The 12,838-nt window shown below is 65.2% G+C and carries 14 protein-coding genes; 6 read left to right on the forward strand and 8 right to left on the reverse strand.

What is annotated here, in order from left to right:
* Positions 1-376 precede the first annotated feature (376 nt).
* A complete protein-coding gene (locus GUY37_RS03500) occupies positions 377-862 on the forward strand; it encodes an enoyl-CoA hydratase-related protein (RefSeq protein WP_228278339.1) in 486 nt (161 codons plus the stop codon).
* Between the two features lie 21 nt (positions 863-883).
* On the opposite strand, the gene GUY37_RS03505 is transcribed toward GUY37_RS03500, so the two are convergent.
* Positions 884-1,639 carry an AraC family transcriptional regulator gene (locus GUY37_RS03505; protein ID WP_166822258.1) on the reverse strand — a complete coding sequence of 252 codons (756 nt, stop codon included), beginning with the start codon at positions 1,637-1,639 and terminating at the stop codon, positions 884-886.
* Positions 1,640-1,722: 83 nt separating this feature from the next.
* Between GUY37_RS03505 and GUY37_RS03510 the strand changes: the two genes are divergently transcribed.
* A complete protein-coding gene (locus tag GUY37_RS03510) occupies positions 1,723-2,523 on the forward strand; it encodes a sulfite exporter TauE/SafE family protein (protein ID WP_208094747.1) in 801 nt (266 codons plus the stop codon).
* A 109-nt stretch (positions 2,524-2,632) separates the two neighbouring features.
* Positions 2,633-3,586 (forward strand): LysR family transcriptional regulator, encoded by a 954-nt coding sequence (locus GUY37_RS03515; RefSeq protein WP_166822264.1) that lies wholly within the window; start codon positions 2,633-2,635, stop codon positions 3,584-3,586.
* A gap of 47 nt (positions 3,587-3,633) precedes the next feature.
* Here GUY37_RS03515 and GUY37_RS03520 read toward each other — a convergent pair whose 3' ends face one another.
* From GUY37_RS03520 to GUY37_RS03540, 5 genes are all read right to left on the reverse strand, one after another.
* Complete coding sequence (locus GUY37_RS03520) at positions 3,634-5,055, reverse strand: SLC13 family permease (protein ID WP_166822267.1); 1,422 nt, start codon at positions 5,053-5,055, stop codon at positions 3,634-3,636.
* A 45-nt stretch (positions 5,056-5,100) separates the two neighbouring features.
* Positions 5,101-6,261 carry a CaiB/BaiF CoA transferase family protein gene (locus tag GUY37_RS03525; protein ID WP_166822270.1) on the reverse strand — a complete coding sequence of 387 codons (1,161 nt, stop codon included), beginning with the start codon at positions 6,259-6,261 and terminating at the stop codon, positions 5,101-5,103.
* Between the two features lies 1 nt (position 6,262).
* Complete coding sequence (locus tag GUY37_RS03530; protein WP_166822273.1) at positions 6,263-6,979, reverse strand: enoyl-CoA hydratase/isomerase family protein; 717 nt, start codon at positions 6,977-6,979, stop codon at positions 6,263-6,265.
* Positions 6,980-7,148: 169 nt separating this feature from the next.
* Positions 7,149-7,808, reverse strand: a complete 660-nt coding sequence (locus tag GUY37_RS03535) for a hypothetical protein (RefSeq protein WP_166822276.1) — start codon at positions 7,806-7,808, stop codon at positions 7,149-7,151.
* Positions 7,809-7,954: 146 nt separating this feature from the next.
* The gene (locus GUY37_RS03540; protein ID WP_166822279.1) at positions 7,955-8,158 is read right to left on the reverse strand and encodes a DUF5808 domain-containing protein; all 204 of its coding nucleotides are present in this window, start codon (positions 8,156-8,158) and stop codon (positions 7,955-7,957) included.
* A gap of 304 nt (positions 8,159-8,462) precedes the next feature.
* Between GUY37_RS03540 and GUY37_RS03545 the strand changes: the two genes are divergently transcribed.
* Both GUY37_RS03545 and GUY37_RS03550 read left to right on the forward strand, forming a co-directional pair.
* A complete protein-coding gene (locus GUY37_RS03545) occupies positions 8,463-9,524 on the forward strand; it encodes a GmrSD restriction endonuclease domain-containing protein (RefSeq protein WP_166822281.1) in 1,062 nt (353 codons plus the stop codon).
* A gap of 177 nt (positions 9,525-9,701) precedes the next feature.
* The gene (locus GUY37_RS03550) at positions 9,702-11,303 is read left to right on the forward strand and encodes an AMP-binding protein (protein ID WP_208094748.1); all 1,602 of its coding nucleotides are present in this window, start codon (positions 9,702-9,704) and stop codon (positions 11,301-11,303) included.
* Positions 11,304-11,306: 3 nt separating this feature from the next.
* Here the strand turns inward: GUY37_RS03550 and GUY37_RS03555 are convergent, their stop codons facing one another.
* Both GUY37_RS03555 and GUY37_RS03560 read right to left on the reverse strand, forming a co-directional pair.
* Positions 11,307-11,822, reverse strand: a complete 516-nt coding sequence (locus tag GUY37_RS03555) for a PaaI family thioesterase (RefSeq protein ID WP_166822287.1) — start codon at positions 11,820-11,822, stop codon at positions 11,307-11,309.
* Positions 11,823-11,824: 2 nt separating this feature from the next.
* Positions 11,825-12,265 carry a PaaI family thioesterase gene (locus tag GUY37_RS03560; RefSeq protein ID WP_166822290.1) on the reverse strand — a complete coding sequence of 147 codons (441 nt, stop codon included), beginning with the start codon at positions 12,263-12,265 and terminating at the stop codon, positions 11,825-11,827.
* A gap of 76 nt (positions 12,266-12,341) precedes the next feature.
* On the opposite strand from GUY37_RS03560, the gene GUY37_RS03565 reads away from it, so the two are divergent.
* The gene (locus GUY37_RS03565; RefSeq protein ID WP_166822293.1) at positions 12,342-12,809 is read left to right on the forward strand and encodes a winged helix-turn-helix transcriptional regulator; all 468 of its coding nucleotides are present in this window, start codon (positions 12,342-12,344) and stop codon (positions 12,807-12,809) included.
* Positions 12,810-12,838: the final 29 nt, after the last annotated feature.

The raw sequence follows: 12,838 nt of genomic DNA on the forward strand, positions 1-12,838 counted from the left end.
CTCGAAAGCAGAAGTGATCACTCTCTTCCGAATGGCTCACTTTCCTCTGTGAGGATTTCAGAGGAAGGTGACCCATTACGCGGGGTGTTGGGGTTCGTCTCACCGGTGAGCGCGGCGTCGACGGCAGATCGCTCACCGGGTACGTTGCTGACTGCGAGTCCGAATCGCGCACGGCAGCGCAGCCACCGTCCGCTGTGGCCGGGTTTCGTTCGACGTCAGGAGCAGCACATGATCAGTGAAGACCGCACAGACGACATCCTCACCATCACCATCGACAATGCCTCACAGGCGAACGCGCTGAACGAGGAGATGCTGGACCAGCTCATCGACTTGTTCACCGACGCGGGCGTACGAGACGATCAGCCGCCTCGGCGAGGTGTGCGAAGCGATCAAGAACTGTGCCCTTCCGGCGGCCGTGGCGATCGATGGCTGCTGCATCGGTGGTGCGGTCGAGATCGCGGCGGCCGCGGATTTCCGGATCGGTGGCAGCGGCTCCTGGTATGCGATGCCCGAGGTGCGCATCGGCATCCCGTCGGTGCTCGAGTCAGTCAACCTGCACCGCCTCATGGGATGGACGAAAGCGACCGAGTTCATCCTCACCGGCAATCGGTTCACCGCTGAGGACATGCTGGCCTGCGGGTTTCTCAACGAAGTCGTCGACAGCGCGGGCAGGTCGGAGGAGGCCGCGTCTGCGGTCGAAGAGCACGCGCTCGCCCTGCTGCACGCCACTATGCAGTCCGATCGTGCGGTCATCGCGCAGCAGAAGCGGCTGCTGCGGACCTGGAAGAACACCTTCGAGCGTGAGGCGGTCGAGGACAGCAAGAAGGAGTTCGCGTTCGCCTTCGCCCGGAAGGGCGACTGACCGAAGAACGGGTGACTGAACTCATCGGTACGTGGACGGAGCGCGGCCGATCTCGCGGGTGAACGCGGCCGAGAACGCTGCCGGTGAGGAATATCCCAGGCGTTCTGAGACCTGGGTGATCGTATGGGTGCTCAGCAGGCGCAGACTCACCAGCACTCGTGCTCGTGTCCGCCACGCCCCCGGACTCATTCCGATCTGCGTCCTGAAGGCGCGATCAAGGCTGCGTTCGCTCATCCGCAGCTCCTGTGCCCAGTCCTGGTTGCTCAGCCTCAGGCTCGGGCGTTCGAGATAGTCCGTGCAGGCCCGACGCAGAGCGGGATCGCGGGGGAGGGGGACCTCGCGCGGCACCGTCGAGGCACGCTGGAGTTCGAGCAGGGCGAGTGCGAAGACGTGGTGCTGGTGGGATGAGAGCGACTCGGCGAGTTCGAAGGTGTCAGCAGAACGCAGCAGTTCGCGCAGCAGCGGTGTGACCGTGATGACCGTGCATCTGTCCGGCCACCAGGGAACGCTGGTCGGTTCGATGTAGAGACTCCATGTCGTGACGTCGAGGAACCGCACGAGGTGATCTGTTTCGGCGGGGATGAGCACGGCCTGGTGAGTGGGAACGGTCCACGAGCCCTCCTGGGTCTCGACGAGCATGACGCCCGTCGAACCGTAGAGCAGCTGCGCCCGTCGATGCCGGTGATAGGGCAGCACGGTGTCGGGCGGGTACCGGGTCCCGACCGGCAGCACCTGCCACGGGTGAGAGTCGACGGCATCGATCGCAGGAGTGCGCATGACGCGATCCTAGTGGCGAGGTCTCGTAAGAACACGACAGACTGTCGATTGCCGGCCTGGCGGCGATGCGCTGGAATGGACGAGTGGAATTCCTCGGACTCATCCTCATCGGCTGTCTCGTCGGCCTGACGACCGTGCTCTTCGGGTTCGGCGGCGGCTTCGTCACCGTCCCGATCATCACCTTGGTCGATGCGGATCTCGGACACGACACGGCACGGGTGGCGGCGGCCACCTCGGCGCTGGTCATGCTCGTCAACGCCGTCGTCGCGACGGTGTCGACGAAACGATCCACGCTCGCCCATCTGAAGGGTCGGTGGTGGCTGCTCGGGCTGCTGGGCCTCGGCGGGGCGCTCGGGGCCTTCAGCGGCAGGTTCGCGCCGGATGCGCTGCTGCAGTGGGGGTTCGTCGCGTATATCGCGGCCACGGCGATCGATCTGCTCGCCCGGCCCGGATTCTTCCGGCGGAAAGCGACAGTCGTCGATGAGGCCGGCGAAGTCAGTGAGGGAGGCCGCGGCATCGCGGCCGTGTGGGGTGTCCCGATCGGCGGTCTGGCCTCGTTCCTCGGCGTCGGCGGATCGGTCATGACAGTGCCGATGATGCGCCGATCGGGGGCGACGATGACCGTAGCCACGACCCTGGCCAACCCGCTGACCTTGGTGATCATGAGCCCGGCCGTGCTCGTGACGATCCTGGCACCGGCGTCGATCGAGGCGCCGGGCATCGTCGGATCCCTCGACCTGTTCTCCGCTGCCGCACTGCTCATCGGCGGACTGCCGATCATCGTCTTCCTGCGTCGGAGGGTGCCGAGAATCCCGGAGATCCTCCACGCCTGGGGGTACTTTATGCTGCTCATCGCCGCCGGAGTCGTCGTCGCGGTGGCGTGAGCCCGTGGGAGCCGTCTCCGCGCACCGCTGAGCCGTCGGAAGAACGAACGTGACTGCATTGGACCGAGTCGACGGCGCCTCGTGGCCTGCAATCCGATAGTCTCCACTCATGGCGTGGAGTGATGCGGATGCGGACGAGCAGACCTTGCCGACGCCGCAGGAGATGAAGGTCTTCACGGTTCTCTGCCGAGTGAGGACGATCACCGAAGCCGCGGGAGAACTCGGATACTCCCAGTCCCAAGTCAGCCGCATTCTTCATCGGCTGGAGCAGAGGCTCGATGTGCGACTCTTCGATCGCGCGCCGACGGGGCTGACGACGACGCTCGAAGGGGAGGCCTTTGCCGAGACCTGTGCCGCGATCAGGGGCTCCTATTCGACGCAGATGCGCCGATTCGAAAACCTCATCGCCGGTGACGCCGGACAGCTGCGCGTGTCTGTCCTTCCGTCGATGGCGTTTGCGCACATGGGAGAGTGGACGAACAGCTTCCGCGCCTCATTCCCGTCGGCGACGGTGACAGTCACCGACGACATCTCGGGGAACTCGTTGGAAGCAGTGCTCTCCGGCGACGCCGACATCGCAATCTCGGCATGTCTGCTCCGTGGGCCCGCCGGTGGTGAGCGGACACTCTTCTCTGAGACAGCGGCGCTCGAAGTCGTGCCATTGCTCGAGGAGAGGTTCTCTCTTGTGTCTCCGCCGGCCGAAGAACCCGATCCGCAACCGAGTTGGGAGACAGCCTTCGCCGCTTCGCAGGTAGGCTTCACCGACCGAACGAGCATTCGACGCTGTCTTGCCGTCATTGCCGATCTGACGGGACTCGGTTATCACCCCGGAACGCTTACCAACAGCCCCCTGACGATTGCGGGGCTGGTCGAGGCTGGGATCGGAAGCTCCATCGTGCCGGAGAGCAACCTGCCGCTGATGAGGATCCGCTCGTTGAGGACCCAGCAGCTGCCGGACTTCCGCCGCGTCATCTGCCTGGTCTTCCGCAGCGGTGACAATGCCCCGCTCGTCCGTCGTTTTGCCAGTACGCTGCTCGAACTCACGTCAGAGTCGCACCGATGAAAGGCCTCATGCCCGTCGACGTGTCGACGGGCATGAGGGCAGGAATATCACCCGAAGAGCATCGCGGGAACGACGAGACCTCCGACGAGCAGAAGCGGTCCGATAACGACCATCGACATGCCGAACTTCACGAGAATACGGGTCAGTCGCTCTTTCGCATGCGTCGGTGCGGTCGCAACGACCGTCGCACCCGTGCTCGAGAACGGTGAGACATCGACGACTGAGGCGCAGAGTCCGAGCGCGATGATGAGTGCCCATCCCGGCACCCCGCCGTCGGCGATCAGCGGCAGAGCCAACGGAACGAGTGCGGCGAGAATGCCTGTCGTCGAGGCGAAGGCGGAGACCAGACCTCCGATCATGCACAGGACGAACGCCGCGACGAGCGGCGATCCGATCGCTCGTGCCGCGTCACCGAGCAGGTCGACGGCTCCCATCGTCTCGAGCACTCCGACGTAGGTCACGATGCCTCCGACGAGCAGAACGGTGGACCAGTCGATCCGACTGACTGAGGTGCCGGCCGTCTTGGGGTCGGCAAGGGCGAGAACCGCGGAGAAGGCGAAGCTGAGCAGACCGATGTCAGGGTCGAGTCCGAACGCTGCGATTCCGATCACCGAAGCCACGAGTCCCGCCATGCAGACGACGGTGAGGATCTGAATCGGCGTGTACGGAGGCAGCGGGGCAGCGTCGTCCTCACCTGTTCCGGACTCGACGAAGATCGCCTCGTCGCTCGCGCCCTCGCCGAACGCCACCGCCGTCGCCGAGGCAGTCCCACGGCTTGCCCTGCGTGCGGAGTCTTCGTGGGCATGGGCTGCTCCGGCTGAGCCGACGGCAGCCTCGCCCCTGCTGTCTCCTTCGTGGGAAGAGTGCCGTCCCGAGGTCAGGCTGCGGCCGAACATCGCGTAGGCGGCGGCGAGGAGGACAAGGTAGGTGAGCATCGCAACAGTGAAGAGCAGCAGCGGGCTGAGTTCGATGCCGGCATCATGTGCGGTGCCGTAGGTGACGATTCCGAAGAGGCTCGTCGGCGCGAATCCGCCGGCCCCGAGACCGAATCCGATCGCGAGTCCCACGAGGGCGAAATCCACGCGGTACCGGCGGGCGACCTGCATCCCCACGGGTGCCATGACGAGGCCCGCGAGAGCGGATCCCATCGCAGAGACACCGGCCGTGAGGATGAAGAAGACCAGCGGGATGAGAACTGCCCGGCGACCGACCTTGGTGAGTGCTGTGTCGATGAGCCTGTCGATCGTCCCGTTCGACTGCGCAATCGCGAAGAGGTACGTGACGCCGACGAGGAGGACCATGATCGACAGAGGGAAGCCGCCGATCACCTCGTCCAACGTCATATCGGCGAGGAACAGGCCCGAGCCCGCGGCGCCTGCGATCATGAGTATGCCGATGTGGACTCCGCGCATCGCCCCGATGGCGAACAATGCGACGAAGACGATGAGTGCTATGAGCTGAGAGAACACACGAAGCCTCCTTGCTTGTGTCTGTTGGGTGGAAGATCGGACCGATCAGTTCCTGACCGAAACGCGGGCCTCATCCGCTTCGGTGAGCCACGTGGGACGACTGCTGTCGAGTTCCGGTGCCCGGCGATACTCGGACACCGGAGTCCTCGAGAAGGCGACGGGGAATTTCACGGCCTTGGTGCCCTCGTGCCCGTCGAGGTCTTGGAGTATTCCCCGTTCCGAGGAGAATGGGTCGTCGAGGACATCGCTGAGGGTATTGACCGGCGAACCGGGAACACCTGCCTGCTTGAGCAGATCGTCGAGTTCGCCGCTGCTGAGCGTTTGGGTCCGATCCTCAATGCCGGCGATGAGTTCGGGGCGGTGAGCTACCCGCAGGTCGTTCGTTGCGAACCGGGCATCGTCGGCGAGGTCGCTGAGGTCCAACGCCCGGCGGAATCGAGCCCAATGACTGTTGTTGCCCACTCCGAGCATGTAGGTGCCGTCGCTGGTTCTGACGGTCTGGTAGGGCGCAAGCGCCGGGTTTCCGACGCCCATCGGTTTGGGTGCCTGTCCAGTGGCCACCGTCGCCAGGAGCCAGTTCGCCATGACACCGAACTGGGCGTCGTACATCGCGACATCGATGTATTGACCCTGACCGGAACGTTCCCGTTCGAACAGGGCGCCGAGGAGACCGGTGGCACCGTAGAGACCCGTGGAGACATCGGCGATCGAGGGACCGATCTTGACGAGCTCGCCGTCCTCGGTGCCCGTCATCGACATCAGCCCTGTCTCGGCCTGCATGACGATGTCATAAGCGGGCCACGAGGCTCGGGAGCCGGTTCGCCCGTAGCCGGACACTGAGAGGTAGATGAGACTCGGGTTGATCTCACTCAAGGTCGTGTAGTCGACTCCTAGACGTTCGGCTACGCCTGTGCGGTAGCTCTCGGTGACGATATCGGCGTCTTCGACCAGCGAGTAGAGCACCTTGAGGTCCTCGGGGTTCTTCAGATCCAAGGCGAGCGACCGCTTATTGCGATTGACCGCGTGGAAGTAGCAGCTTGTGCCCTCGTACTCCGGCGGGGTGAAGCCGCGGGATTCGTCACCGGTGCCGGGCTGTTCGATCTTCAGCACGTCGGCTCCCATATCGGCAAGGATGTGACCTGCGAACGGTCCCGCCAGGGTGCGTGAGAGCTCCAGCACCTTGATTCCATTGAGAAGAGTCGTCATATCAGTTGCTCTTCCGTGCGAATGCCAATGCGAATTCCTTCTTGCTGTCTTCGAAGGCTTCCCGCTCGAAGGAGTTCTTCCACGTGCGGAAGAGCTGCTTCTGCTGGGCGATGACCGCGCGATCGGCCATCACCGTGTCGTTCAGGTAGGCCAGTGCGCGGTCTTCCACACGGTCATCGGCGGCGACGGTATTGAGGAAACCGCATTCCGCCATTTCGGAGGCGGAGAATCTGTTCGCCGTGAGCATCAGCTCGGTGGCCTTGGTCCAGCCCATGACTCGCCAGAGGTTGACGGAATCGAGGACGGAAGGGATGCCGATGCGGACCTCGGGCATCGAATACCAGGACTCTTCGCCGCCCACACGGAAGTCGGCCGCCGCTGCGATCTCGAGCGCACCGCCGATGCAGTAGCCTCTGATGGCGACGGCAACAGGAATGTCGCAGTCCTTGACTGCTTCGCAGACCCGCCCCAACGAGGTGATCGTGTCGAGAGCACGCGAAGGGCTCTCGTGCTCGAACTGGGAGGTGTCCATGCCGGCCGAGAATCCTCGGGTGCCCGCCGAGGTCAGCAAGACGGCGCGAAGTGTCTCGTCGGCCGAGGCCGTGTTCAGCGCCTTCGTCAGATCGTCGAGCATCGTGGCAGTGAGCGAGTTGGCTCGGGCTTCATTGTCGATCGTGACAGTGAGAATGCCCTCGTCGGAGCGTGCCTGTGTGATCACTTGTCATCCTTGTCTGCGCATCCATGCGCGGCTGGTTCAACTGCTTTCACAGCTTTGCATGCCCGATTCGCATGTGCTCAGCCTGATTCGATGAACCGTATGCATGAAACGCATAGGTGCGCGCCGGGGCACGATGAAGGAAGGCCTCAAAGAGGACGTCGAGGAGGGCTCAGCTTTCCCAGCGGCGCTGACGCAGGATGGGCGGGAGGCCGAAGTAGATCGGCGGGCGAGGCGAAGCCGCAGGCTCAGCAGTCAACATTGCGGCACTGGGGTCGGATGCGCTGACAGCCGAATCGACGCCGTGATGAGGCGGTTCGCTCGTGCCCAGCGCCCACGCGCTCTCCCAGCTGATGAGCTCGCCGGCGTGGCAGACGGGGTCGCCTCCGCTCGAGGGCGGCTCGGCCCACATCCACAGGTTGATCCCGTACTCCATGAGAACCAGCGTGTCCCCGGGCTCCCGTGACGAGTTCTCCTTGACCAAGGCCGCTCGCAACTTCGCCGAAGCCTCCTCGAGATCCGCCCACCCGTCCTGCCGGTGGGGCAGGAACACCCACGTCCCCGCGGGGACGCGATCCGGCACGACCTCCTCGACGGTGGCGATCTCGATCGAGTCCCCGAATGCATCGAGCATCTCCGCGAAGCACGCCCGGGCCACCTCGGGGGAAGGTGCGACGAACAGCAGTCGGGCCGCCTCGGTGCGCACCTCATCAGGGGAAAGATATGTGAACGGATTCGACCGCATCGACCCGATCACCTGCGTCCAGTGCCCCGGCACCGCCCCGTCGGCCAGGAATCCGCTGGTGCGCGGACGTTCCTCATCGTGTCGCATCGAAGATCCTCCTCACCGAGGTTGCCCACCGTTTCCGTCCATCATGCACCCACTCGCCGGTCGAGTCAGCCGAGATGGCCGGCGGAAGGCGCCGCCGGGGAGGTGGACGGGCGCTGTGTCTGCCTTCAGGCGCGATGCGCCGACCTTCAGAAGAACACGCCCCAGACGATCACCGCGGCGAGAACGATTCCGGCCAGCCACGTCCACGGGCTGCCGAAATTGATGGTCCACCCCCATCCGCAGCGTTTGGGGATCAGAGGGGCGCGGTCTCGCATGGAGGCGTAGAAGAGGCCCAGCTTCCAGTTGGAATCGTCTTGGCGGAGGGCCTCGACGTTGGGATCCTCGCTCATTGAGTGTCACAGCCTTCCTGCGTTCGAGATCATATGTAGTCGCCAGTCTATGCCCGTGCCCCGAGCGCTCTGAGGCCGCTGTCCGGCCAGTTTCCCCGCTCACGATCTGGTGCTTCTCCGGTCCGGTCTGCCTCGTACCTAACGAATGGGACACGTTCCCGCCGATCCGGTGCCATCGACGCTCCGCCCGCTCTACACTGGTCGGAGTGGATCGAGCAGCGGCATTCGTGTCGGCTCGGTCCACGACCACGTCTGAACGATCTCGCCACACCGGTGAGCCTGCACCTTGCGAAAGTCCACACCCTTGCTCTCTTCCTCACGCCGCGCCCTCGCGGCACTCGCAGCAGTCCTGTCCCTCGGTCTCCTCTCGGGATGCGCCGAGGCGACCGAACCGACCGTCGACACCGCAGCCTCCAGCACTGCCGACCCCAAGCCCACTCGGGAGGCCCCGGAACCGAGCGAGGATGTCTCTGCGTCGGCGACACCTGATGACGCCGACGACGAGAGAGACGAGGGCCAGGCGGGCAGCTCGGCGACGGGCACCGCCTCGGCGATGTTGGACGAACTCACGGTCAAGGGTCGGGCGCCGAAGACCGGCTATGACGGCGACCTGTTCAAATGGCGTTCGGACACCGACCACAACGGCTGCGACACCCGCAACGATGTGCTGCGCCGGGACCTCACGACCATCACTCTCAAGGCGGGAACCCACGGCTGCATCGTGCTGGCCGGCACGCTCGCCGACCCCTATGCCGGTGAGACCTACGACTTCGACCGCAGCGCGAATGCCGTCGACATCGACCATGTCATCGCGCGTTCGAACGCCTGGCAGACCGGGGCGTTCACATTCGACGAGGAGACGCTCAAGGAATTCGGCAATGACCCGCTCAATCTGCTCGCCGTGAGCTCGAGCCTCAACCGGCAGAAGGGCGACGGCGATGCCGCGACCTGGCTGCCGCCGAACAAGGGCTACCGGTGCGAGTACGTCGCCCGGCAGATCGCCGTGAAACACAAATACGAGCTGTGGGTCGTCCCGGCGGAGAAGACGGCCATGCAGCGGGTCCTCGTTAAGTGCGATGACCAACCCGCCTTCGCCGAGGATGCCGACTGGCCAGTCCCCGGCGACGGTGACGATGTCACCACAAAGGAAGAGACCCGCCCGGCGAAGCAGAAGTCCTCGAGCACAGGATCGTCGAGCGACGGAGCGTCAGGGTCGGGATCATCGTCGAGCGGTTCATCGGACTCATCGAGCTATTTCGAGAACTGCACGGCCGCCCGCGAAGCCGGCGCCGCACCCGTCCACCGAGGCGACCCCGGCTACGGGTCACACCTCGACCGCGACGGTGACGGAGTCGGCTGCGAATAGCCGAAACATCGCAGTCAACGAACGGAGCACGCACGGACGACGTGCACGCTGATGATCGGCCGCCTCGGTGAGGGCGGTGTGCACGCCATCACAGTCGCTCGGTAGTCTGATCTCGAACACCGTCGCAGCTGCTCATGCCGACGGCCGCCACGATCATCGACGATGAGGAGACCTGCCATGTCCGGACTCGATACCGCCCTGACTCCGCTGCGGTTCCTCGAGCGCTCGCTCGAGGCCCACCCCGACCGGGAGGCGATCGTCGACGGGCCGCGCCGCTTCACCTACCGGCAGATGGCCGCGACCGTGCAGAACCTCGCCGAAGGACTCAGACGCCGTGGACTGTCCGACGGCGACACGGTGGCGGTGCTCGCCCCCAACAGCGCCGAGGCGCTCATCGCCCACTACGCGGTCCCGCTGGCCGGCGGCGTGCTCGTCATGCTCAACACCCGACTGGCGCCGCCCGAGGTCGAGTACATCCTCGGCCACAGCGAAGTGAAGTTCTTCTTCGGCGATGCCGGACTCCTCCAGCCGGTCATCGATGCCGGCGCCGCGAACGCCGTCGAAACGATCGTCGTCCACCCCGATGAGGACGGCGCCCCCGGTGAGGTGGCCGCCGCGGATCTCAGCGTGGAAGCCTATGCCGACTGGACCGCCTCGGCGCCGGAATCACCGCGGACCTACGAGGTCGACGACGAAACCGCGACGATCACCGTCAACTACACCTCGGGCACGACGGGCCGGCCGAAGGGCGTGATGTACACCCACCGCGGGGCGTACCTGAACTCGCTCGGCGAGGTCATCACGCAGGACTTCCCGGCTCTGACCAAGTACCTGTGGACGCTGCCGATGTTCCACTGCAACGGCTGGTGCACGACCTGGGCGCTGACGGCGGTGTCGGGCACGCACGTGTGCATCCGAGCCGTGCGCGGGCCCGAGGCCTGGCGGCTCATCGACGAAGAGAAGGTCACTCGGATGGCCGGTGCTCCTGTCGTGCTCAACACCATCGCCGGGGCCGAGGAAGCCCACGACCTGGGAGGATCGCTGTCCATCACCACGGCCGGCGCCCCGCCGTCGCCGACGACGATCGCCCTGCTGGAAGGCCTCGGCATCGAGGTCATCCACGTCTACGGACTCACCGAATCCTACGGTCCGTACTCCTCATGCGAGCCGCAGCCCGAATGGTCCGGCCTGCCGGTGGAGGAGCGCGCGAAGCTGAAGTCCCGACAGGGGATCGGCATGATCAGCGCTGAGCGCATGCGCGTAGTCGAGCTGCGCGACGATGACGTGCTCACCGACGTGCCCCGCGACGGGGTGACGATGGGCGAGATCGTCATGCGCGGCAACAACGTCATGAAGGGCTACGTGAACGCGCCCGAGGCCACCGCCGAGGCGTTCCGCGGCGGTTGGTTCCACACCGGCGACCTCGCCGTGATGCACGCGGACGGGTACGTCCAGATTCTCGACCGGGCCAAGGACATCGTCATCTCCGGCGGCGAGAACATCTCCACCATCGAGGTCGAGCAGGCTCTCGTCGCCCACGAATCCGTCGCCGAGGCGGCCGTGGTCGGCATGCCCGACGAGAAGTGGGGACAGCGACCGTTGGCCTACGTCGTTCTGGGACCCGGCGCCGAGGTGGCCGAGGACGACCTCATCGCATTCGTCAAGACCCGTATCGCCTCCTACAAGGCACCGGCCGGGGTCGAATTCGTCGATGAGCTGCCGACGACGTCGACGGGCAAGATTCGCAAGAACGCACTGCGGGAGCTGGCCGGGAACTGAGGTTCAGGCCGTCTCGAGCGGGAAGACCAGCAGGCTGCTCGTTGTCGTCGCGACGGTTTTGCCTGCTGCGTCAACGACCTCACCTTCGGCGAAGGTGACTCGGCGTCCCGGTTTGGTGACTCGGCCGGTGGCGACCAGAGGGCCGCTGTCGGCGGTCACGGGCCGCAGGTAGCCGACGTTGATGTCGATCGAGGTGTAGCCCATGCCCGCGGGCAGCAGCGAATGCGCAGCACATCCGACGACCGAATCGAGCAGGGTGCAGACCAGCCCGCCGTGGACCATGCCGATGGGGTTGTAGTGGGATTCGTCGGGATGGCAGGTGAAGGTGACCTTGCCCGGCTCCACCTCGGTGAATTCCATTCCGATGTGTGCTCCGATGGGGGCGGCGGGAATCTCGCCGTCGGCGATCTTCTGCAGGAACTCGATTCCGTCGAGGTGAGGCAGCCGCTTGAGACCGATGGCCGGGTCGCCCCAGGTCACGGTCGTTTCGCGAAGATTCGGTTCAGCCTGTGTGCTCATCGTCAGTTCTTCCCCTCCGGCATCGGCACGTTCTGGAGGCGCAGCTGACCGCGTGAGATCTGCTTGCCGCTGGCCGAGTCCGTGATGATGACCTCCCACAGCTGCTGAGTGCGCCCCTGGTGAAGAGCGTTGCCCTCGACGTTGACGCGGGCTCCCGTGCTCGGGCGCAGGAAGTCGGTGGCGTTGTGAACGCCGACGGCGAACTCCCCGCGCTCTGCCACGGCGTGGGAGGCGCCGATGCTGCCCGCGCTTTCGACGATGGTCGTGTACACGCCGCCGTGGATGACGCCCCACGGGGTGTGATGGTTCTCGTCGAGTTCGGCATAGCCCCGCACCGAGGTGGCCGTCACCTCCTCGACGACGAAACCGGAAGCCGCGACGAATCGACTTGCCTTCTCCAGCGAGACATCGGGGGTCGTGGCGGCCTGCGCGTCATCAGTCATGTGTTCTCCTTCGACCTGACTTGTTATTATGAAGTTAGCCTAAGGCGTCGACGACGGTCAACCGAAGGAGGGGGACATGGAATGGCTCGAATACGACTCCGCTGCCTGTTCGATCCGACGCAGCCTTGATGTCATCGGACAGAAGTGGACGCTGCTCATCCTGCGGGATGCGTGCAACGGCGTGCGCCGATTCGATCAGCTGCGCGACCACCTCGGGGTCTCCGATCCGGTGCTCGCCGAGCGTCTTCGCACGCTCGTCGCAGCCGGGCTGCTCGAACCCGCGTCCTACAGCGAACCGGGCCGGCGGGCACGGAAGGAATACCGGCTCACGGACAAGGGCCGCGATCTCTATCCCGTGCTCATCGCGCTGCTCCAGTGGGGAGACAAACACTGCTCAGAGCCCGACGGCCCACCGGTGCGCGTAACGCACCGCGACTGCGGCGAACCGGTCGAAGCGAAGGTTATGTGCGCGGCCGGCCATGAGCTCACCGCGCCGAGCGAGGGCCAGACCGCGCCCGGCCCCGGTGCAGAAGTGAGAGCGTAAGTCCTCCCGGCCCTGCGCTCTGGCGAGGA

The organism is Brevibacterium limosum, from assembly GCF_011617705.1.
GTDB classification, from domain to species: domain Bacteria; phylum Actinomycetota; class Actinomycetes; order Actinomycetales; family Brevibacteriaceae; genus Brevibacterium; species Brevibacterium limosum.